At 49.6% G+C, this 22,571-nt stretch carries 21 protein-coding genes; 7 read left to right on the forward strand and 14 right to left on the reverse strand.

Going from position 1 to position 22,571, the window contains the following annotated elements; genetic code table 11:
* From ectA to cspE, 3 genes are all read right to left on the reverse strand, one after another.
* Window positions 1–558: a diaminobutyrate acetyltransferase gene (gene ectA / locus FCN78_RS15335; protein WP_077459636.1), complete on the reverse strand. Its 558-nt coding sequence runs from the start codon at window positions 556–558 to the stop codon at window positions 1–3.
* Window positions 559–860: 302 nt separating this feature from the next.
* On the reverse strand, window positions 861–1,856 hold the full coding sequence (locus FCN78_RS15340; RefSeq protein WP_077659733.1) for a bacteriohemerythrin: 996 nt from the start codon (window positions 1,854–1,856) through the stop codon (window positions 861–863).
* 184 nt (window positions 1,857–2,040) lie between these two features.
* Entirely contained in the window at window positions 2,041–2,247 is a 207-nt protein-coding gene (gene cspE / locus FCN78_RS15345; protein WP_025744354.1) for a transcription antiterminator/RNA stability regulator CspE, read from the reverse strand.
* A 581-nt stretch (window positions 2,248–2,828) separates the two neighbouring features.
* Between cspE and FCN78_RS15350 the strand changes: the two genes are divergently transcribed.
* Together FCN78_RS15350 and FCN78_RS15355 are read left to right on the forward strand one after the other, a co-directional pair.
* Complete coding sequence (locus tag FCN78_RS15350; protein ID WP_046075979.1) at window positions 2,829–3,779, forward strand: SPFH domain-containing protein; 951 nt, start codon at window positions 2,829–2,831, stop codon at window positions 3,777–3,779.
* Between the two features lie 15 nt (window positions 3,780–3,794).
* Window positions 3,795–4,265, forward strand: a complete 471-nt coding sequence (locus tag FCN78_RS15355) for an NfeD family protein (RefSeq protein ID WP_369801971.1) — start codon at window positions 3,795–3,797, stop codon at window positions 4,263–4,265.
* Window positions 4,266–4,571: 306 nt separating this feature from the next.
* Here FCN78_RS15355 and FCN78_RS15905 read toward each other — a convergent pair whose 3' ends face one another.
* Window positions 4,572–4,745: a hypothetical protein gene (locus FCN78_RS15905; RefSeq protein ID WP_167483336.1), complete on the reverse strand. Its 174-nt coding sequence runs from the start codon at window positions 4,743–4,745 to the stop codon at window positions 4,572–4,574.
* Between the two features lie 259 nt (window positions 4,746–5,004).
* On the opposite strand from FCN78_RS15905, the gene metC reads away from it, so the two are divergent.
* Window positions 5,005–6,198 carry a cystathionine beta-lyase gene (metC, locus tag FCN78_RS15360; RefSeq protein ID WP_077659734.1) on the forward strand — a complete coding sequence of 398 codons (1,194 nt, stop codon included), beginning with the start codon at window positions 5,005–5,007 and terminating at the stop codon, window positions 6,196–6,198.
* A gap of 66 nt (window positions 6,199–6,264) precedes the next feature.
* Here metC and FCN78_RS15365 read toward each other — a convergent pair whose 3' ends face one another.
* From FCN78_RS15365 to FCN78_RS15385, 5 genes are all read right to left on the reverse strand, one after another.
* Complete coding sequence (locus FCN78_RS15365) at window positions 6,265–7,863, reverse strand: methyl-accepting chemotaxis protein (RefSeq protein ID WP_069362852.1); 1,599 nt, start codon at window positions 7,861–7,863, stop codon at window positions 6,265–6,267.
* Between the two features lie 241 nt (window positions 7,864–8,104).
* A complete protein-coding gene (locus tag FCN78_RS15370; protein WP_077484922.1) occupies window positions 8,105–9,343 on the reverse strand; it encodes a quaternary amine ABC transporter ATP-binding protein in 1,239 nt (412 codons plus the stop codon).
* Entirely contained in the window at window positions 9,336–10,232 is an 897-nt protein-coding gene (locus tag FCN78_RS15375; protein ID WP_069362854.1) for an ABC transporter permease, read from the reverse strand. The genes FCN78_RS15370 and FCN78_RS15375 overlap by 8 nt, the downstream gene beginning before the upstream one ends.
* A gap of 67 nt (window positions 10,233–10,299) precedes the next feature.
* Entirely contained in the window at window positions 10,300–11,295 is a 996-nt protein-coding gene (locus FCN78_RS15380) for an ABC transporter substrate-binding protein (RefSeq protein ID WP_069362855.1), read from the reverse strand.
* A gap of 166 nt (window positions 11,296–11,461) precedes the next feature.
* Window positions 11,462–12,001: an isochorismatase family protein gene (locus FCN78_RS15385; RefSeq protein ID WP_077659735.1), complete on the reverse strand. Its 540-nt coding sequence runs from the start codon at window positions 11,999–12,001 to the stop codon at window positions 11,462–11,464.
* Window positions 12,002–12,160: 159 nt separating this feature from the next.
* On the opposite strand from FCN78_RS15385, the gene FCN78_RS15390 reads away from it, so the two are divergent.
* Window positions 12,161–13,030: a DMT family transporter gene (locus FCN78_RS15390; protein WP_077459271.1), complete on the forward strand. Its 870-nt coding sequence runs from the start codon at window positions 12,161–12,163 to the stop codon at window positions 13,028–13,030.
* Between the two features lie 23 nt (window positions 13,031–13,053).
* On the opposite strand, the gene FCN78_RS15395 is transcribed toward FCN78_RS15390, so the two are convergent.
* Window positions 13,054–14,037 (reverse strand): lipid A deacylase LpxR family protein, encoded by a 984-nt coding sequence (locus FCN78_RS15395; protein ID WP_077521742.1) that lies wholly within the window; start codon window positions 14,035–14,037, stop codon window positions 13,054–13,056.
* A 138-nt stretch (window positions 14,038–14,175) separates the two neighbouring features.
* On the opposite strand from FCN78_RS15395, the gene FCN78_RS15400 reads away from it, so the two are divergent.
* From FCN78_RS15400 to viaA, 3 genes are all read left to right on the forward strand, one after another.
* Window positions 14,176–15,006 carry a sulfurtransferase gene (locus FCN78_RS15400; protein ID WP_077659736.1) on the forward strand — a complete coding sequence of 277 codons (831 nt, stop codon included), beginning with the start codon at window positions 14,176–14,178 and terminating at the stop codon, window positions 15,004–15,006.
* Between the two features lie 250 nt (window positions 15,007–15,256).
* Window positions 15,257–16,924: an AAA family ATPase gene (locus FCN78_RS15405; protein WP_069362859.1), complete on the forward strand. Its 1,668-nt coding sequence runs from the start codon at window positions 15,257–15,259 to the stop codon at window positions 16,922–16,924.
* A complete protein-coding gene (viaA, locus tag FCN78_RS15410) occupies window positions 16,911–18,389 on the forward strand; it encodes an ATPase RavA stimulator ViaA (RefSeq protein WP_077599694.1) in 1,479 nt (492 codons plus the stop codon). The genes FCN78_RS15405 and viaA overlap by 14 nt, the downstream gene beginning before the upstream one ends.
* Here viaA and FCN78_RS15415 read toward each other — a convergent pair.
* The 4 genes from FCN78_RS15415 to FCN78_RS15430 form a co-directional block, all read right to left on the reverse strand.
* Complete coding sequence (locus FCN78_RS15415; protein WP_069362861.1) at window positions 18,373–19,275, reverse strand: EamA family transporter; 903 nt, start codon at window positions 19,273–19,275, stop codon at window positions 18,373–18,375. The two genes, viaA and FCN78_RS15415, sit on opposite strands and share 17 nt — an antisense overlap.
* 136 nt (window positions 19,276–19,411) lie before the next feature.
* Window positions 19,412–20,206: an ABC transporter ATP-binding protein gene (locus FCN78_RS15420; protein WP_069362862.1), complete on the reverse strand. Its 795-nt coding sequence runs from the start codon at window positions 20,204–20,206 to the stop codon at window positions 19,412–19,414.
* Window positions 20,203–21,114: an ABC transporter permease gene (locus tag FCN78_RS15425; protein WP_069362863.1), complete on the reverse strand. Its 912-nt coding sequence runs from the start codon at window positions 21,112–21,114 to the stop codon at window positions 20,203–20,205. Before FCN78_RS15425 ends, FCN78_RS15420 begins: the two co-directional genes overlap by 4 nt.
* A gap of 24 nt (window positions 21,115–21,138) precedes the next feature.
* Window positions 21,139–22,107: an ABC transporter substrate-binding protein gene (locus tag FCN78_RS15430; protein WP_077649764.1), complete on the reverse strand. Its 969-nt coding sequence runs from the start codon at window positions 22,105–22,107 to the stop codon at window positions 21,139–21,141.
* Between the last annotated feature and the right edge of the window lie 464 nt (window positions 22,108–22,571).

Consider the following 22,571-nt stretch of genomic DNA (forward strand, 5'->3'; position numbering starts at 1 on the left):
TTATTTTTTGAGTGGAATTCGGAAAAGGTATTCGGTGTCGTGTTCACCGTTGAAGTGCTCTTGTTCGTCAAGGAACACAGAGCGCTGACCACCTGTACCGTAGAGGCGGTCTACCTTTTTAAACAGCGCCCAAGATCCGGCGTTGTCTTCAGTGATAGTGGTTTCGATGAAGCGAATATTGCTTGAGACTTTGCGTGCCATCAGCGCTTCGATCATCGACAGGGCAAGCCCTTCTCCACGTGCTTTGGGTGACACGGCAACCTGCCAGACAAAAAAGGTGTCTGGCTGCTCAGGGCGAATGTAGCCCGAGATAAAGCCTTGTACATCACCCTCACGCTCTGCAACGACACAGGTCTCTTTAAAGTGCGTCGCCTGTAAGAAGTTGCAATAAGCGGAATTCACATCCAACGGTGGGCACTGTGTGATTAATCGATAGATATTGCCGCCATCCTTGATAGCTGGCTTACGAAACACAAACTGCGTGTTGGTCTGGGTCTGTTTACGGTCACGTACTTCAGATTCAAGTACTGCCGTGTCTGTCGTTTTTGATCGCCACATAATTGTTTTGTGCTCTAACGAATTCGTTTTACATAATAGGCGATGAATTTGGTTTATCAACCCCAGATTTTAGTGTTGGGTTTATCATCTGTAATTAAATTTATGAAATATATGAATTTATTTATTGTTAAATTTTTTGTGAAAGTAAGTGTTTTGAGAAGTAACATTTACTGGCCTAAAGGTGTGGGCAGGTTCCCACATCCCATATATGTGGCGGAATAGGGGCGATAGGTTAGGAACAGATAGCTTGGATGTATGTCTCGGTGCCAACAGGCAAAGAGCACTGTGGGCACCGAGGTGGGCTAGGGTCCCTGTAGTAAGAAATCACGATATTGGGTATCTTCACGCACCACATGGTGAATCCACCAATAACGTAGAAACTTAAAAAACTCTGAGCGGTATAGCTCTGGGTCGGCTTGGCACTGTAGCAGCACATATTGCGCTTGCCGGGCGAGGCGTTGGTGAATCGCAGCATGCGCTTTGTATTTGGGGTAGGCGCGCGCTTCGAGAATATCTTCCTCGAGCTGAAAGTGCGAGTCAATGTAGTCACGAAAGCGTTGCGCGAGGGTCTCAAAATCCGTCTTAGTCTCGTCCTCATGGTGGTAGGCAATGGCCTCATACGTATCGTTGATGATAGAGAGCAGCTGCTTGTTACTCTCATCCAATGATTGATGTCCCACTGTATACTTTTCTTGCCACCGAATAAATTTCCGATCTTTCGACTCTTCCTTGGGTGGGGCTATAGATGGCTCTTTTGGCGTCAGGTGCGGTTGCGCTTCGTTTTGTGGCTCGGTAATGCCCTTTATTTTTTGTTGTTCTTCTTCGGTAAAGACGATGACTCCATTGTGCTCAAACTCCGTTGATTTGGCAGGATCTGACTGGTACATCTCAAAGTAGAATGTGGGGGGCTTTTTAGCTTTGGTCTGCTTAGATAGCTGCTTGACACGGTTTTCTAGATCTTGTTTTTTCACCGGCTTAACCATAAAAGCATCGACATCATAGCGGATGCACTCGCTGATCACTGCCTGAGACGCGTTAGCGGTTAAAATGATGATGGGTGTGTCATGACGCAAATGATAGCGACCGCTCCGCATCAGTCGTAACATTTCCAACCCGTCAATGGGATCCATTTGTAAGTCGGTAATGATCAGATTGGGAGCTTCATGGTATGCCTTTGATATCGCTTCGGCGCCATCTTCTGCCGTGATCACCGACTTAATACCCAGTGCTTGGGCCATCAATCCAATGGTGTCACGAATCATTTCATGATCGTCAACAATTAAACACGGAGATAGCATACGTCCTCCTGACAATGTCTATGTTTTCAGCCTAGTGGATGGTGGCAAGAGCGTCTATAGCGCGTGTGAAAGGAATGCGACTTGGATGAGGCTTTGCTTAAAAATGATGGGTAAGAGCAAACAACAAATGATAGCGACAAAAAAGGCGCCCAGTTGGGCGCCTTTCTCTTAAATTTGGTTTGGCTTACAGGCGAACGACGTTCGCAGCCTGTGGGCCTTTCTGACCTTGCTCGATATCGAACTCAACCTGTTGGCCTTCTGCTAGTGTGCGGAAGCCTTCACCAACGATAGCACGGAAGTGAACGAATACGTCTGGACCGTTCTCTTGCTGGATAAAACCGAAACCTTTCTCTTCGTTAAACCACTTAACGGAACCATTAGCTTTGGACATGGTGTCTCCTGAATATATTAACTAGGTGTTGCAGTGACGCGAGTGCCGTTAATCGACTCTATGGGCAAATGTAGCGAATATCTTCAGGACAACTAACTTTCCAGCCTAGCGGTGGGGTGTTTCGATGTATCTATATTCAATTGCTGCATAAATTTCCGATTATCGAAGCTGCTAGGCAGCCTCAACAGGACCACGCGTTATTTGCGCGTCAGTTTACTATTGGTTGCGACTCGGTATGTCTACGACCAACAGACCGTCAACCAACACGGTTGAACATTATCGAGAATACACCCAAAAGAATGTGAGGTAAATCTATTTTGCGGATGAAAGCGGCAACTTTGTGCGAGCGTATTGTGAAAATGAGAGCAAGGCCAGATAACTGTGATATATCGGCGTATAGTACATCGTAGAAAAGCGATCTAGATTGCGAGGAGTGTCAAATCACTCGTTGGATGATGTCTTTTTATGCTGACAATAACGTATCATGAAAGACGACGAGTAACGCCGCAGACACGTTTGTGCGCGCGTTTGGGTTTGTTTATGCCAGTCATAATTGTGACTCGCAGTGATAGGGTTTCTCCATGGATACGATTTTTTTAGAAACGTCGAGTTTTATTGGCGTCTGGGTCGTGCTGGCGGTCTTAGTGATCGTGGTGCTACGCGGTGCGATTAAGTTTGTGCCACAAAATACGGCGTATGTCGTCGAGCGGTTTGGTAAGTATTACAAGACCATGGAAGCGGGTCTCAATTTCATCGTGCCATTTATCGATCGTATTGGTTATACCAGGACGTTAAAAGAACAAGCGTATGATGTACCCAGTCAATCCGCGATCACGCGCGATAATATTTCGCTGGTTGTTGACGGTGTCTTATACATCAAGGTATTGGATCCGTATAAAGCGTGTTATGGCGTCGACGATTATGTGTACTCCGTGACTCAGCTTGCGCAAACCACCATGCGTAGTGAGGTGGGTAAAATGGAGCTGGATAAAACCTTCGAAGAGCGTGAAAGCCTAAACACCGCGATTGTCTCTGCCATCAATGAGGCCGCTCAGCCATGGGGCGTTCAGGTGCTGCGTTACGAAATCAAGGATATCGATCCACCTCGCTCTGTTCTCGATGCCATGGAGCGTCAAATGAAGGCTGAGCGAGAAAAGCGTGCGGTGATTCTTGAATCAGAAGGGGCGCGTCAATCGGATATAAACGTTGCTGAAGGTCAAAAGCAGGCCCGAGTCTTAGCGGCGGAAGCGGAAAAGTCAGAGCAAATCTTGCAAGCGGAAGGGGAAGCGCAAGCCATTATTGCGGTTGCCGAAGCGCAAGCCGAAGCACTTGAAATCGTCGGGACACGAGCGATTACAGAGGAAGGCCAAAAAGCCATCCAGTTGGAGCTGGCAGAAAAAGCGATCAAGGCGAAACAGGCGATTGCCAAAGAGTCCTCAGTGGTACTGCTGCCTGACTCTGGGACAGGCGCAGCGAATGTGGTTGCAGAAGCGATGACAATTATTGATACACTCAATAAGAGCAAAGCGTAAAACAGGATGTTTAGTGTGAGTATCTACCTTGCAGAATTAACCGTGATTGTGGGCTTGTTACTGTTAGCCGTTGAAGTCTGGCTACTGGGTTTATCGACCATTGTGTTATTGGCAACCGGTGTTGCTGCTATTTTGGTGGGACTCTTGGCGATGGTCGGCGTTGTGCCAGAAACGGTGACGGCGTTATTTAGCAGCACCGGGATAGGTGCAGGCTTGTTAACTGCCATGCTGTGGCGGCCACTTAAACAGTTACAACGGGGCGGACGACGCCCGGATAATCGCCATAGTGATTTTATCGGATTGACCTTGACGCTCAGTGAGCCGTTGAGCCGAGAGCAAACATCGACGGTAAAATACTCAGGTGTCACTTGGCAACTGCAACTAAGTTCGGCCGCCAGTGATTGCACATTGCTGGCTGGCGATCAGGTCAAAGTGGTGGGCGTTGATGTGGGACGATTTACGGTGGAGCCTGCATTGCCGGAGTGAGAGACACGTTCAGTGCCCGAACACGACAAATCGCTGTTGATGACATGAAAAAGCTCGGTCACAGTACCGAGCTTTTTATTGCGTATCAGCCTGTGATTTAGGCTTTTTTTAGTTGCTTTTTAAGCTTCTTCAGCTTGTTTTCCTGCTTCGCAACTTTCGCTTTTGTTTTCTTAATTGATTTTTTCAGATCTTTTTTCGACGCTTTCGTCATGATTTCTCTCCTTAATGATGATTTGCCGAAGCGTTTGCCACTGCAGTACAGCTTCAATGCTGTGGACGGGGCCGGCATGTCCACCCCAGGTGTGATCACGATGATTTATTCGTTTCGTGGTCTTTTAAAAACTGTTTAATAAATCGGCGTATTTCACGTGCTGCGGATGTGTCCAGTTCGTCGCAGGCCTCTAAGAAGGCATCGCGTTGCTCGCTATTGATTCTTACTAGTAACTGGCTGTCTTTCTTTGCTTTTTCTTTTTTTGCCATGCCAATACGCCTATCTTTTAGATATACAATGTATATACGTTTCTTTAGTGGTGCCAGGAGAGAATTGCGAAACTGTGATCTACTTAGTACTGTAATCAATATGGATCGCGAATATCAATAGGCTGAATGAGTTAGTGCTGAGCGCTATGACATATAGCCAAATCGATGTCATAAAATCTATTTTTAGCCATCTAAATGTCTTTACTGCCTTTGTGTGAACCCGTAGGCTATAAGTCAGTCAACCTAGGATGAGTGAACGATGGAAAAGAAATACAGTCGTACACAGCTAATACATGCTGGACGCCGTAAGGCCTATACCCTTGGTGGGGTCAACCCAGTCGTACAACGTGCCTCTTCAATTGTTTTCGATACGTTAGCTGAGAAGAAGCACGCGATTGTCAATCGTCACCAACAAACCTTGTTCTATGGTCGACGAGGAACCACCACCCATTTTGCGCTGCAAGATGCCATGACCGAGCTTGAGCAAGGCGCGGGATGTGCACTCTTTCCCTGTGGTGCAGCGGCCATCGCAAACAGTATCCTCGCGTTTGTGAAAACCGGTGACCATATTTTGGTCTCAGGATCGGCGTATGAGCCAACCCAAGATTTTTGCCAGAAAATTCTCGCCGATATGCAGGTGAAGACTGAGTATTTTGATCCTCTCGAGGGCGCGGAGATTGGTCAACGTATCACGCCAAATACACGGGTTGTGTTTCTGGAGTCACCCGGCTCTTACACCATGGAAGTGCACGATACGCCAGCAATCGTTCAAGCGGTAAGAGAAAGAGCGCCAGATGCGATCATCATGATGGATAACACCTGGGCAGCAGGTCGCTTGTATCAACCGTTAGTGCAAGGCGTAGATATTTCGATTCAGTCCGGGACCAAGTATATTATTGGTCATTCGGATAATATGCTAGGTACCGCGGTTGCCAATGCCCGCTGCTGGCCAACCTTGCGTGAGCGTGCCTATTTAATGGGGCAAACGGTCGATCCTGATACTGCTTACCAAGCCGCTCGTGGATTAAGAACGCTCGATGTGCGACTTGCCCAGCATCAGGAAAATGCCTTACAGGTGGCTAATTGGTTGAATGAGCAAACGGAAGTGGCAAGCGTGCTCCATCCTGCATTTGGCGACTGTCCCGGGCACCGCTATTTCGCGCGAGATTTTATAGGCAGTAATGGCCTCTTTTCGTTTGTGTTTGCGCAGCGTTTGTCTGATGCGCAATTAGACGCTTTTTGTGATCATTTGCAGCATTTCAGTATGGCTTATTCATGGGGCGGCTTTGAGTCGTTATTGTTGGCTAATCAGCCAGAGCAACTCAATCGCATCCGCCCTGTGGGTAAGGTGGATTTTTCCGGCACACTTGTCAGGCTACATATCGGCTTAGAGGACGTTGACGATCTGATTGCCGATCTGGCGGCCGGTTTCGCACGCATTAATAATGCCTGAGCCAAATCGCCCCTGTGAAAAAGGGGCGTTCTCTATACACTGCGAAGCGGTTATCAAACAAGGCCGTTAGGTTTGAAATTGGTCAGTTAATTGTGTCAACGCGCTGGATTGATGGCTTAACTGGCCACTGACATCACTGGTGGTATCGATTGCATCGGTGAGTGACTGGCTACCTTGTTTGAGCGCGCGACGCTGCTGGGTGAGGTGAGCAATTTCTTTATGCTGAGAGTCCAGAGCGGCTTCCACTTCCGCACTGAGCTGTTCAAGCCCCTGGAAGGTGGTGTGCATCTCGCCTAAATAGCTCTGCAGTCGGACACTGGCTTGCTGATTGTCAGCACTGGCTGACTGTGTTTCCGTTAGCAGGGTATTGGCGGTATCGACTTGGCCGAGTAAATCATTGATCCAACCTCGAATGTCGCCAGTTGATTGAGCTGTGCGTTGAGACAAACTTCTCACTTCATCAGCGACGACGGCAAAGCCTCTCCCATGCTCACCGGCGCGCGCGGCTTCAATCGCAGCATTGAGGGCGAGCAAGTTGGTTTGTTCTGCAATGCCCTCAATCACATCCATGACGCCGGCGATTTGGTTACTGGTTTGTTTCAGCGTTGCCATGGTACTCGAGACGTTTTCAACCACTTTGACGCTATGGGCAATTGAGGCTTCTGTCGCACTCATTTGTGTTTGAATTTCATCGTTGTCTTGAGAGACTTTGCCGATGTATTCACGGGTATCATGAATGGCGTTGGCAATTTCCGTGGTTGCGCTTTCCATAACGGTCAGCGATTGCGCGACATCGTTAACGTTTTGCCGTGTTTGCTGGTTAATCGTCGCCACTTGCGTACTTTGTTGGTCTAACGTATCCGACTGTTGATCAAGCGCTGATGTTCGCGATTGTATATCGGTAACAAAATGACTGAACTTATCGAGCAAGTTATTTGATGCGCGAGCGACGGCACTGACTTCATCCTGATACTTATCGAATAAACGCACGGAGAGATCGGAGCGCTTATCGATATCCGTCAGGGACGTAGCAATATGATCCAGACGCACCACCACGGTTTTTCGCAGCCACGTCATCAGTCCCAAGGCCAGCAACAGTGTGATCCCACAACCGATATAGACGATGTTCGATTGCTGATGCAAAAAAGTAATAAGCGCACTGGCAGAGTTTTTCGCGTTATCTTGACGCTCGGTCAGCTTTTCGTTGATGGCTGCTAACATGGGGTCAACGGCAGGATAGAGATCAAAGTCCACAAGACGCCCTGCATCGTAAAAGCTTTTACTGTCGACCGTTTTAGCAAGCTTGGTGAGGTATTGGTCAAACTTCTTTTTACCTTCTTGCTGTTCGGCACGCCAGTCCGACAAAGACGGATACTGTGATAGCGCTTGCCAGCTCTGTTGATAACGCTGCTGAAGTTTTTCAAACTCAGGGGTGATCTCGTTCCAAAACAAGACTTGTGCTTTGATTTTTTGCGACAGATTGACGAGGTCGCGGTGATCCCGCTCAAGAGCTAAAAGCGCCCATACTTCGGGAAGTTGATGATTTACATATTCGGCTGAGGCATCTGCGGAGCGAGCCGATATCCAAAGTGCGAGACTACCAAGTCCGATGGTCGAGGCGATAAAGAGGGTGAAGGCGATCAATAACCGCTGTCTTACGCTCATGGTACTTCCTGTCAACTGCCTAATCTAATGATGCGCCGCAGATTAAGGAGCCACTGTTTCATTAGAATGACAGGTGTCTCAATAATGTGATTTGGGAGTGAGATCACCGTTCATTTATTTGAACGTGGCGCAGGTGCAGCCCCAGAGGAGGGCTAAAAAAGTGTGCAAAGCAGACGTAACGACAAGAAAAAAGCGCCCGACTGGAGGGGCGCTTTCACAGCGAATGATGGTGTATTGGTTGCTAGCTGGCCTTTTTCGGTGAGTTTTGATCCTCAGATAACGCAGACCCTTTCTGAGCGCTTTCACTGAGAATGTTTGCGACCGTCTGTCTGGATAGATGGCCTATAAGCTCGCCTTGATTATCAAACACGGGGAGCGGCCATTTGGACTCCAATGTATCTGGGATGACGGTTTCCAATAACGAGTCTTGCTCAATGGCCGGTACGTCTTCAAGGAGGCTTGCCTCAATATCACCGCTTGGATCTTTATCACTGAGGGTTTTTTGGCTTAATGTGCCTTGATAGCCGTCTTCTGTGATGTAATAGCCATAATTGGCTTTTTGTTGACGCATCTGCTGAATCGCATCGCCAATCGTATTGGCACTGATGCGGCAGATTTGTGGCTGCATCACGGTTTCGACCGTTAATGCGCGAGCACGGTTAACGTCTTTTACGAAGGCTTCGACATAGTCATCGGCCGGTTGGAGCAAGATATCGACCGGCTCACCCACTTGCACGAGCTTACCATCACGTAAAATGGCAATACGGTCGCCCAGCCGCAAGGCTTCATCAAGATCATGAGTAATAAAAATAATGGTCTTGTGCAATTTTTCCTGCAGTTCTATCAGCTGGTCTTGCATCTCACTGCGAATGAGCGGATCAAGCGCGGAAAATGCTTCATCCATCAGCAAAATTTCTGCATCGGTGCAGAGAGCGCGCGCGAGGCCGACACGTTGTTGTTGCCCGCCAGATAATTGTGCCGGATATTGATCGGCGTAGCCGTCAAGACCCACAGTCGACAACCATTGATCCGCTTTTTGATCGCGTTGCGTTTTTCCTTCCCCTTGGATTCGCAAACCAAACCCAACATTTTCTCTTACTGTGCGGTGCGGGAGTAGGCCAAAACGTTGAAACACCATGGACATCTTATGGCGTCGAAACGCCTGCAACTCTTTTTGCGAGTGCTTCATGATATCGGTGCCTTCCACGCGGATTTCACCTTCGGTGGGATCTATCAAGCGATTGAAATGACGAATCAAGGTCGATTTGCCGGAGCCCGATAGGCCCATGATCACAAAGACCTCCCCGCGGCGAATAGATAGGTTGATATCACTGAGGCCAATGGTGTGCCCTGTTTCTTGCAATAAGGCATCTTTACTTTTTCCTGCTTTGACCGCAGGCATGACCTTTTGCGGGTGGTCGCCAAACACTTTATATAGGCCCTGGATCTCAATTAAGGTGTCCTGCACTGGCTTAGTCATGATCGCCTCCTTTGAGATGCTGCTGGGAACGTTTGGCGTAGCTTTGAGACACACGATCGAAAATAATCGCAATCACCACAATCGCGAGACCGTTGAGAAGGCCCAAGGTAAAGTATTGATTGGTAATCGATTTAAGCACAGGTTGTCCAAGGCCTGAAACGCCAATCATGGAGGCAATGACCACCATCGCCAAGGCCATCATAATGGTTTGGTTAATGCCCGCCATGATGGTTGGCATTGCCAAGGGGAGCTGGATCTGGAATAAACGTTGAAAACCATTAGCGCCATAGGCGGTCGCTGCTTCTAGCACATCTTTGTCGACTAACCGAATACCCAGATTGGTCAAACGAATGACTGGCGGGATGGCATAGATAACCACCGCGATAACCCCGGGGATTTTGCCAATACCTAATAGCATTACCACTGGGATTAAGTACACAAACGCGGGCATAGTTTGCATAATATCCAGTAACGGCGTGACCATGGCCTGAGTACGATTGGACTTGGACATCGCAATGCCTATCGGCACACCGACGCCAATCGCGACCAGTGTACACACCAAAATGATACTCATGGTGCTCATGGTGTCCTCCCACATCCCTAAGTAGGCAATCAGGGTGAAAGAAACAACCACAGCTGTCGGGAGCTTCCAAGAGCGACTGGCGAGGTACGCGATACCGGCCAGTACGGCAATCACCAGCCACCAAGGTGTGGCGAGGAGCAAATCTTCGAACCAAACAAGAAAGTGGAGGAGAGGGTCAAAGAAGGCTTCAATACCTTCACCATATTCGCGAGAGAAGTTGCGATATGCGCCGTCGAGTGTTTGTCGAATAGCGAGCAGATCGCGCCTGCTCATTTCTGGCACTTCCGTTAGCCATGAATCAGCCATTGTTATTGTTCCTATACTGCTAAAGGAGAGTCAGCGCAGCGGCAGTACCACGCTGACTGTTGCAAGGTTACAGAGCGTCTTTTACTTTTTCAGCGACGTCACTGGGCACCCATTGTGTCCAAATGTCTTCATGATTAATGAGGAAGTTGGTCATCGCATATTCCCCATCGGCCTGGTTGTCCTCCATCCAGGCGAGTAAACCATTCATTTGGTCATTGGTAAAACCACGTTGTTTTAAATATGTCAGCGCCTCGGGGGCGCGAGTAGCAAAGCGTTCTGTTACTACGGTATCGACGTCAGCCGCCGGATACATGGTCGCTTTCGGATCCATACAATCATTGGCGGTAATACAGTCTTTGTAATGCTGTACGTCTGTACCTGTTTCAAAGTCCACCTTGACCATATCATATTTACCCAATACCGCTGTCGGTGCCCAGTAATAACCGAACCACGCTTCTTCGCGTTCGTAAGCTTTGGCGATTGAGCCGGCAAGGCCTGCACCAGAGCCCGGATCGACAATTTCAAAGCCGCTGTCAGCCAGATCTAAAGCCTCAAATTGGTTTTCTGAGGTAATTTGGCAGCTCCAGCCCGCGGGGCAGCCATAAAAAGCAGACTTTGAGGCATCTTCTGGGTGGGGAAATAAATCAGCGTTCGCTTTGATCCCTGAAATAGTCTTCAGTTCAGGATGCTTTTCGACCATATAACGCGGGATCCAAAAGCCTTCTTCGCCGCCTTCAACAAATGCACTACCTGCGTAGCGAACTCGCCCTTCATCGATACCGCGTTGTAGGCCTTCGCGCATCGAGTTACTCCAAAACTCGGGCGCAATGTCGGGTTCACCTTTTTCAATCATCGAGGTGCCCGTTGGCATGGTATCACCAGGCACAAGCTCAGCATCGCAGCCGTAGCCATGCTCTAAAATAAACTGATCAATGTTGGCAATCAGGCTGGCAGAGTTCCAATTCATGTCAGCGATGGTGACTTTGCCACAGGCGTGATCATCTGCGCTGGCCGGTAATGCCGAGAGCGAGAGAATAGCGGCTGAGAGTAATCGTTTGTACATATGCTTCCTTTCCTTTTCAAACATGCGTTCCAAATAATATTAGACCACTAATTAAATTGTTAGGAGGATAATGCGGCACAAGTCTCATTTTTCGTTTTCTTAAATCGATATTTGCGCCTAACGCCCTCCACTACGTGATACAAATCATTAGAGATCTACTGAGTGATCACTTGATGAGTGACAAAAACGCTTTAAAGTCTGGCCCCCCTGCGTGTTGTTGCCATTCAAACAACAAGGCTTCGACCACGGTGACCCAGGCGCCATGCTGTTGCATCATCGTGATGCCACTTTGGTAGTGAGCAGGCTGACAGGATGACGTCGCATCGGTGACAAGGTGCACATGATAGTGATGGCGAAGTAGATCACAGGCGGTTTGATACACACAAACATGTGTCTCAATGCCACATAAAATCACTTGTTTGCGGTTAAGTGAATTCAGTACCTGCTCAACTTGCGGCTCGGCAAAAGCACTAAATGTATGCTTAGCTATCGGCGTGTTGTCTGGCATGAGGTCAGCGAGTGCTGGCGTTGTTGCGCCAAGCTTTTCAGGCAATTGTTCTACCCAAACGACAGGTATATCGAAGTGTTGGCACCCACGTAATAGTTGAGCCACGTTTTGGTGTAATTCCTCGCTTCCCACTACTTTTTGCGCCAACTTGCCTTGCATATCAATCAACAAAACGACGGCATTTTCGGTGTTAATCATTCTAGTATCCCCCTGTTTTACCGATAAATAAGCATAGCAGCTCTACATGATTACGCTGGCGTTCTTCGCCCACAACCATTTATCTTTTTGTAAAGATACTTGATGCTGATCAATTTGTCGGCTAATCTATCTTCACATAAAGATAAATGGAGACAGGTGATGCATTATTTTATTGCGATTCTCGCCCCCATTTTTTGGGGAAGTACTTATTCGGCAGTTGCATTGTACTTGGGGGATCTTTCCCCTTACTGGATGGCGGTCTGGCGGGCGCTGCCTGCCGGGATCTTAATGCTGTTGATCAGTCGCCGTGGTTTACCCTTGAGTTTGCCGAGAATGCTCGCAGTGAGCTTTTTCAATATTGCTGCTTTCTTTTTACTGTTATTTATCGCGGCATATCGACTACCGGGCGCAGTGGCGGGCACGTTAGGGGCCACCTTACCGCTCGTTCTGATGCTCTTGCAGTGGTTAACGGAGGGAAAACGGCCAGAGCCTAAGCTGCTTAGCTTGGCATTACTTGGGCTTGTCGGGGTGGGATTGTTGCTTAACCCGTCCACAAACATAGACTGGGTAGGGGCGGGCGCCATGCTGTTAGCAACCTTCTTTGTCGCACAGTCAACATTGTGGATGAAGCGATGGGAAGCCAAAGATATCTTTGGTTTGACCGCGTGGCAGTTGGTACTGGGTGGTGCGATGTTAATCCCCTTTGCCTGGAGCCTAGCAGGGCCACCACAAGCGCCAACTCTGCACGCGGTGCCAGGTTTAATATGGGTGATTGTGCTCAATACGGCTGTCGGTTATTGGGCCTATATCCGCTCTATTACCGTGCTAGGGCCTAATCGCCAATCGATTATCATGTTCCTTAATCCGCTCACGGCCGTGACCCTAGGGGTACTCTGGATTGACGAGACGCTACAACCGCTTCAGTGGTTGGGTATTGCGATGATTCTCGCGTCTCTATTGTGGATGAAATTCTCCGATAAGTTAACGCTATCGCGCAGTGCGAAAACGGCGGCGGCTCCCTCACGATAGTGGGAGAGGGAATCGCACTATTACTAATAGCGATAGTGCACGGTCCAGGACACGTAACTATAAGTGTTATCGATCGCTTGCTCATAATCCTTGGTATGCAGTACGACGCTGATATCCGTGCCCCAGCGGGGTTGATAAAACGCCACGCCCGCTGCGGCACTGGCTTGCCAGTGGGTCATGTCGATATCTGCATTTTCTGGCGGTTTATCGCCATTGATGGTGATGTCATTGGCACGATAGCGTCCTTGGATAGCGGTATACAAGAAGGCGCCTTTTTCACTGGCTTCAAACAAGCGGCTATCGAGGTGCCGGCCAGGCTCGAAGCTAATGCCACCGTAGGTGTTAGCAAGATCCAGCCCCACTCGGTAGCTAAGGCCTGCTGACAACTCACTACGGAAGTTGCCGATATCCGCTCGGCCTGTCACCCCCCATTCTTGATGCTCGCTACGGTGTAAAAGCTGGTGGCGTTCATAGGCAAGCTGCGCCACTGGGGTATTTTCCACTTGATAGTCCCAGCCTTTTGGGTCGGGCGAGTCGATGAGGTCATGAACGTAAGACTGTCCTTCTTCGGTTTGTGAGGCGGGGCCAACCATACCAAGCATCAGTGACCACTTATCGACCCGTTCTGGCGTCTGCTGGTAGAGACCGGGCTCGATAAATATCAACCCTGCATAAGGACGTTCCTCGGGTTGAGGTGTGGTATAGGTAATATCATTGGGCGTCCACATCATTTGCCCAATATCCACACTCCAGCCTTGCCTTGCTGCTTCATTGAGCGGAAGTTGCTCGGCAAACCAACGAATCGGCTTAACCGATGTGGCGCGCAAATCATCAGACCAATCCGCATGCCAGTGAGCATAAACGCCGCTGGTGTATTGGTTGTCGACCCCCAATGGGCTGTCGTTTTCAATCGTTAATCCAAAGCCAGCCGCCAAGGCTGCACTTGGCGCAAGTAGCAAAGTGGGAAACAGTAAAATAGTGCCACTGATCACGCGAGACGGTGTCATTCACATCCTCATTGAGTTGCATCTTCAATGCGAGGCTCTCAGTATGAGTAAAAACGCAGGCTGACACCAGATGAGAAAGGTCAATATCTTGTGAAAGGGTGGTAAGCCGTCAATCAACGATGAAAAGGAACTGTCAACATGTCAGTGTTTGTAACTGCCGAGTGGCTGGCCCAACGCCTTGATACCGTGATCCCTGTCGATGCCAGTTGGTTTATGCCAGATGTATCGAGAGACGGCTTTCAAGAGTGGCAACAACGGCGGATTCCGGGCGCCGTGTATTTCGACTTCGACGGTCGTATTAAGGATTCTGCCTCGAGCTTGCCCCATATGCTGCCTGATGAGGACAGCTTCGCCCAGCAGATGGGCGCACTAGGCATTGCGTCGCAAGACACCTTGGTGGTGTATGATACCCAAGGATTGTTTTCAGCGGCGCGGGCATGGTGGATGTGCAAGGTGATGGGTCATCAAGATGTGTTTATCCTGAATGGTGGCCTACCTGCATGGATGGCCTCAGAGGGGCTGATTGATAACACCCCGCCGCAGCCACGTGTCGAAGCGACCTATCAGACGCAGTTTAAACCCTACCGCTATATGGATGGTGCCACCTTGGCAGACAAACTCGCCGTGATGAATGTGATTGATGTGCGTCCTGAAACGCGCTTTTATGGCGATGTCCCTGAACCGAGAGAGGGTGTGCGTAGCGGCCATATGCCAGGCGCAACCAACCTCCCTTTTGCCAACTTGACTGACCCACGTGGCTTTGTGATCAGTGAGGGTGAAGCACGAACGATTTTGTTACCTCACTTAAGCGATACGCGGGTCAACGTGGCGAGCTGTGGCTCGGGGGTTACCGCGTGCATCTTGGCCGCTGTCGCTGAGCACTATTTTGCCTACCCTGTGGCGGTTTACGATGGTTCATGGACCGAATGGGGCGGGCACTCACACTGGCCCGTTGTCAAAGCAGGTTAATCCGCAAGCAACGACAAGGAGGTGTGTCACAAGATTGACTTGAGAGTGATCTATGTCACTATCTGACAAGTGTGCTAATGATATATCGATACATTAATTAATATTATTTTACATAGTAGTGTGTTTTTTGTGCGGTTAGTCGGCCGGTTAATGGTAAATAGCGCTTGGCTTGCCATGATTAAATCAACAAGCGCTTCGAGGTTATCAAGCACAAACATACCCCATATAGCGATGAAAATCGGAGTATCACTTGTCTCAAAACCTTGCTACCGTCAGTCAACGAGCTTTGCTACCTGAACGTATAGCCAGCCTCATCAATGCGCTTTCTAGCGGCGTGTACGAACGCGAACATACTATCAAGATGTGTTTGTTGGCGGCGCTTGCCGGTGAAAGTATCTTCTTACTGGGTCCGCCAGGGATTGCGAAAAGTTATATCGCTAAACGATTGATTGAGGCATTTGATAACAGCCAGTTTTTTGAATACTTGATGACTCGATTTTCCACGCCGGAAGAAGTATTTGGCCCGCTCTCGATTCAGGCGCTGAAAGATGAAGGTAAATATGTACGCTTGACCGATGGCTATTTGCCCAATGCCGACGTGGTCTTCTTGGACGAAATATGGAAAGCAGGGCCGGCGATCCTCAACACCTTGCTGACCGTGGTCAACGAACGCACCTTCAAAAATGGCGAGCATGTTTATCCTGTTCCTATGCGTTTATTAGTGACCGCGTCCAACGAATTACCCGAGCCGGACAGTGGGCTCGATGCCTTGTACGATCGCATGTTGCTACGAGTGTTCGTCAATCGGATCCAAGAGAAGAAAAACTTCAAACTGATGCTTACCGAGCCCAGCCAGGATGAGGCAACGGTGGCCGATAAGTTGAAAATTAGCCATCAAGAATATCAGCATTGGCAGACTATTATTCCCACACTGGATCTGCCCGATGCGATATTCGAAAAACTCTACACCCTAAAACAACGGGTAGAAAATGCCGGCAGTGAGCAATCACAGTTTGATCCAAGTGAGCTTTATGTGTCGGATCGCCGGTGGAAAAAAGCAGTGCGTTTGCTAAAAGCGGCCGCTTTTTTCAATGGTCGTGACGAAGTCGCTCCACTGGACTTATTGTTACTGGAAGACTGTCTATGGCATAGCCCAGAATCGCGCGATGTAGTGCAAACCGTGATGCAGGCATTTGCCAAAGAGGTGCTGTTCGATCAACAAGAAGTACTCGCCTTGATCGATGACGTCAAAGTGGCGTTAGAAGAGATTGAGCAAGATACGGCTGAGGCGCTGACTTATAGACAAGAGACGGCCACCGCTGGACTCACGCGCAAAGCAATGATTGACGTGAGTCAGTCGCCTCGCTTCACGGTCAACCAAAGTCGAGACTTGGTGCGTTTTGTCCTACTTAGGGCCAACCCATCGGTGTCAGAGCAAGAAAAAGGTGACAGTCGCTGGGTGTATCTCGATGCGGCCGACATTGAGAAAAAGTTGAAAACAGGCAGCACAGACTTGTATGGCTATGTGAATAAAAACAATCACCTGTGCCGGCTCACGTTAGAGTGGGATGCGCAGCACGCCTTGGTCATTAAAGATATCGCTAATCGGCCGGTGCCGATGGCCTTGGTGGGGGTTAACGATCCCAGCGAATCGCAGCTAGCAGATTGGAAGCAACAAACCGATCAGGCGCTTGAGCAATTGCAACACGCACAGTTTTTAATTCGTCGCGCGCGCAGTCAACTCAATGCTGGGTTACCGCATTTATTTGCGCAACCGGATCTGCTGGAAATCGCGTCAGCGAGTTTGGTAGATGTTGAACATGAGGTTAAAACGCAGATCGATAACCTAGAGCGCCAAGTTAATCGTTTAGCGCGCTTAGGTGAGTTCTTCTCAGGGGCGAGCCATGCTGAGTGCTGAGAGCCTGAATATGGGGTTGATGCTCGCCGAGTCTGGGTTACTGGATGCGGCGATGACAGAGTTGATGTCTCACCCCCAGTTGCTGGTGTTGACGGAACGAAGCCCTGCGATTAAGCGAGCCGTAAAAAAACAGCTTCACCGCTGGCGAGGGCAAACAAAACGCAAGCTGGTGCAGCAAGGGTTGTCAGCCTCCCTGAAGCAAGAAATTCAATACTACGAGCAGGCCACCGAAAAAACCGCACGCGCGTTTGAAAAAGAGATTGATACCTTACTGAGTCAGTTAAAATCGGTCTCTTCGTTCTATCCGCAGGCGGAAAAGCTCGCCGCCCATCAAGCTCAGCACGCCGACCCGATGTTTCAGTCGTACTTTTGCAACAAATGGCATGCGCATTTAAAAGCGGAAATACAAAAAAATCAGTCCGACAGTGTTGAGGCGCAAAAACAAAAGCTACTTGAAGACTTGTATCGGCGAATAGCCACCTATCAGCAAATGGATGGTGTCGATCAGTCGGGCGATATCAGCAAAGTGGGACGGCTGTGGGATATGGCGGCAAGCTCTCTTTCTCAGCAAGACGTCACCTTGCTTAAACGGTTTATTGCGTTTCTAGAGAAAAACCCGGAGCTTCAAGCTATTGCGGAACAACTCGGGCGCATGGCCAATCAGGTGAATCTTTCTGGGCCCAGCCAACAGCCCACTGAAACCCTGAAAACCAAACCAGAGCGCCAGGTGGATGTGCCGGACGATATCACGGGGATTTGTCAAAGTGATCGGGTTGATCGCTTGTTGCCCAATGAAGCAGTGTTGCTCGCGGATCCGGCGCTTGAAGTGGTGTTTTACAAGCAACTGGTCGACAAACAGCTCCTTAATTATCAGTTTTCCGGCAAGGCTTATCGTCGAAAAAAAGTCGAGACACAGGCGCCGAGTCAATCTAAGCCGGAACAAAAGAAAGGGCCGTTTATCATTGCCGTGGATGCCTCAGGCTCAATGAGTGGTTTTCCAGAGCAGTGTGCTAAAGCCCTCGCGTACGTGCTGATGCGAATTGCCGCCACCGAGCACCGAGACTGCTACGTGATGCTGTTTTCCACTGACCATATTAGCTACGAGTTAACCGGTGAGCGTGGTTTGCAAGAAGCGATGAGCTTTCTCTCCTACCGTTTTCATGGCGGCACAGATATGACGCCAGTCATTGATAAAGCGCTCAATCTGATGGAAAGCGATCGCTATCAAAACGCCGATCTAGTGGTGGTGTCAGATTTTATCGCGCCTAAGCAATCGGATGCGATGATCAACAAGGTTGAGACACTGAAAGCCAACCACAATCGCTTTCATGCCGTCAGCCTGTCCAAATATGGCAATCCCAGCCTAATGGCTATGTTTGATTATTGCTGGCGGTATCAGCCGTCGTTGGGTGGCAGGTTGCTTAATCAGTGGTGGCCGAGTAAATCACTTACAGCGCAGAAGTAGGTCTGGCACGGGTTTTTAGTCCCAACCAGCGGCCAATGCGCCGACCTAATACTGACAGGCTCAAGCCAGTAACAATCAAGGCCGCCCCAATCCACTCGATCAGCGATAAGGATTCTCCCAACCCGATCGATGCGGCCGCCATACCGACAATCGGGATTAATAGCGCAAACGGGGTGACCGAGGCCGAGGTGTGCTGGTTGAGTAACCATCCCCAGATAGCGAACGCTACCAGTGTAGACAAGTAACCCACATAAGCAATTGATATCCATCCGGATAACGGTGTCGCTTGTAATAGCGCAAGAGGTTGATGACTCTCAAACCAGTACGAAAGGGCAAACAGTGGCAGCGGTGGGATTAAGCTGACCCAAACCATAAAGTGCATCAGGTTGACGCCTGGCATTTGTTTCATCACCATGTTGGCGATGGCCCAGAAAAAGCCAGCGGCAACGATCATTGCGACCCCTGTGAGTGTTGCGCTCCCCGTTGACGTGACGAAGAAGAGCCCAAAGCCGACAAAGGCAACAGCAAGTCCGATGCGTTGCGGCAAGGTAATATGTTCTTTAAGGAGCAGGGCGCTTAACGCAATGGTAAAAATCACTTGTGATTGTAATAGCAACGAGGCGATACCCGCTGAGGCATCGTCCTGCATGGCAATAAACAACAAACTAAATTTAATCACGCCCAGGCTTAGTCCTACCGCGAATAGTTGCCAAAGTTTTACCTTAGGACGCGGAATAAAAAATACCGCCGGCAAGGCGACGATAAAAAATCGTAACCCTGAAAACAAAATGGGTGGGAGGGTTTCCAGCCCAACTTTAATGACGGAAAAGTTGACGCCCCAGATCAGCACCACCAATAAAGCGAGCAGAACGCTTTTAATGTTCATAGCCAGTCCCTTACTAAGATACCGCTACCCTAGCATGGAAGACTGGCTATCACGAAAAATCTGGCAACCAGAATAGAAAATTGGGCGCTTATTCGGGAATAAGCGCCGTCTGTTGTCCTTGAAGTGAAAGACTGTGTCAGCCGAGCAGCAAGCTGTCGTCGGCAAGGGTTTCGCCACGCACTTTGTTGAACATTTCCAGCAGATGTGGGACATCCATATTCTTGCGTTCATCACCGTGTACGTCGAGGACGATATTGCCTTGGTGTAACATCACGGTGCGATCGCCACAGGCCAAGGCATCTTTCATTGAGTGAGTGACCATCATCGCCGTGAGGTTAAACTCATTGACGATGGTTTTGGTCAAATCAATCACGAACGCCGCCATACGTGGATCCAGGGCGGCAGTATGTTCATCAAGCAGTAAGAGCTTACTGTCTGATAGAGTGGCCATCACCAAACTGACCGCCTGGCGTTGGCCTCCTGAAAGCAGGCCGATGCTGTCACCGAGCCTATCTTCTAGCCCTAACCCCAAAATCGCAATGCGCTCTTGGAATAATTGACGCCGTTTACTGCCTAGCGCACGTGTCCAGCCACGCCCTTTTCCGCGCCGAAAGGCCAGGGCTAAGTTTTCTTCAATGGTTAATGAGGCACAGGTGCCTGCAAGTGGATCTTGAAACACGCGCGCGGCGAGGGTGGCTCGTTGGTGAACGGCTTTTTTCGTCACATCGATGTCGTCAATCATAACCTGACCACCAATCATCGGGGTTTCCCCTGTCACTGCCCCCAGCAAGGTCGATTTCCCCGCGCCATTGGAGCCAATAATGGTGACGAACTCTTTTTCAGGAATCGTGAGGTTGACGCCTCGTAACGCGCGGTTCTCCAGCACGGTCCCAGGATTAAAGGTGACTTGAATGTTGTTAAGCGTGATCATCCTGACACCTCCGCCTGCTTGGCACGTTTCGACTTTTGATATTGCTGGCGCATTTTGGGTGCAATCAATGCGATGGCAACCAGTACCGCGGTCACCAAGTTGAGATCAGAGGCTTGTAAGCCAAACATGCCACTCGATAAGGCGAATGCGACGGCGAGACGATAGAGGATAGAGCCTAAAATAACCGCGATAACGGCCACCCAGACTCTACGGCCAGGGATCAGCGTTTGTCCCAATATCACCGCGGCGAGCCCTACCACAATGGTGCCGACGCCAGAGGTGACATCAGCAAAGCTATTGGTTTGTGCAAATAACGCCCCGGCAAAGCCGACAAAGGCGTTGGATAACGCCAGGCCAAAGTAGGTATACATCGCGGTACTCCCACCTTGCGCCTTTACCATGCGTGCATTGACGCCAGTGGCGCGTAGCCCAAGGCCGAAATCACTGGCTAATAAGCGGATCACGAGGAGGCCACTAATAATCACCAAGACACCCACCACTAAGGGGCGAAGATACGCTGGAGCAATCCCCAGTGATTCAAATGGTGTGAGGATGGTTTCTTCCCCGAGTAAGGCGATATTGGGGCGCCCCATGATGCGGATGTTGATAGAGAAAGCGGCAATCATGGTCAAAATACTCGAGAGCAAATTGAGGATGCCGCATTTTACGGTCAAAAAGGCGGTGACGAGCCCTGTGATCCCCCCGGCCAAAATGGCCACGGCCGTCGCTAACCATGGGTTATAGCCGGCAACGATCATGGTTGCTGCCACGGCAGCGCCCATTGGGAAGCTGCCGTCAACGGTCAGATCGGGAAAATCCAAAACACGGAACGTTAGATAGACCCCGAGTGCGACCAAGCCATAGATCAGCCCAACCTCTAAGGTGCCGAAGAACGCAATTGCAGTCATTTACTACTCCAAGACTGATACAAACTAGTCTACGATGCGTGAGGCGCGATCTAAGAGAGACGCAGGCACCTCAAGGCCGAGTTTCTCAGCCGCTGCGCGATTGACAGCAAGGTCTGATCCTTCCGCCACTTTGGCTGGCAATGATGAAATCGGTTTGCCTTCCAACACCGCGGCAACATAATCTGCGGTTTGTACCCCAACCGAGTAGTAATCAAAGCCTAATGCCGCTACTGCGCCGTTGGGAATATAAGACGTCGAGCCACCGATAACTGGTGTGTCCGCTGCGTTAGCAGCGGCGACTAAGCCATCAATAGCGCTAGCGACTGTATTGTCTGTTGGGGCATAAATCACATCAGACTGTGTCGCCACGACCTGTGCGGCTGACTGGACGTCAGCACTTTTTAGTGCTGTCCCTTCGATCACTTTAATCCCATGTTGCTCAGCGGCTTCTTTTAGCAGCTCAACTAAGGTGACGGCGTTTGCTTCGCCTGGGTTGTACACCACGCCAATAGAAGAAAGGTTGGGTAAAAGTTCTTTGGCCAGTGCGACATGTTGTGCAACGGGAGAAAGATCAGACAGTCCTGTTACATTGCCGCTAGGGGCATCCATGTTTTTGACCAGCTTTGCGCCGACAGGATCGGTCACGGCGGTGAAAATCACTGGTACATCGCGGGTAGCGGCCGCGAGCGCTTGTGCAGAGGGGGTCGCAATCCCGACAAGGACATCCGGCTGTTCGCCGACATACTGGCGAGCAATTTGTACCGCAATCGCGGGGTTACCTTGCGCCGTTTGATATTTAAAATCGAGATTCTCGCCCTGGGTATAACCTTTGGCAATCAGGCCATCCAATAGACCATTGCGGGCGGCGTCAAGCGCAGGGTGCTCCACAATCTGAGAGACGGCGACACGCGCCGTTTCAGCCAGGGTGGAAGTGGTCGTTCCCACTGACAACGCAGCCGCGCAGACAACGGCCGCGAGTTTAGATGCTTTCATAGTGACTCCCTTCTTTGAACTGTGCATCCCAGCAAGATAGCAATGATGCGTTTGCGATGTTGTTTAAGTGTTATTTTTTGGTTTTTTCAATGAGGATGACTAAAATCATTCACTTTTTGTTTAAATCTAGTCGATTTTTGCCGACTATGACAGCGATTACCAACGAGTAAGTTGATATTATTAATCTTGACAGTAACCCATGTCACCTCTTTTTTACGGTTGAAACGTGCTTAGTAATAGACGTTAACGCCATATTTGTTAATATTATGTTCGTTTTTGTTCTGCGGTGTTCTATCCGTGCAAAATAAATAATTGATACATTGCACGATTGCCACAGAGCACGCTTTTTAAACTGTCTTTTAATGGTGAGAAAGGTGTCACTGCGCCGAGGCGACGCGATGTGTCTCTATGGTGGGTGGTCGGTCAATAAACAGTCGGAAACAGGCTGATTAACATGACGTAAT

Origin of the sequence: Salinivibrio kushneri (genome assembly GCF_005280275.1) — a bacterium.
Lineage (GTDB): Bacteria > Pseudomonadota > Gammaproteobacteria > Enterobacterales > Vibrionaceae > Salinivibrio > Salinivibrio kushneri.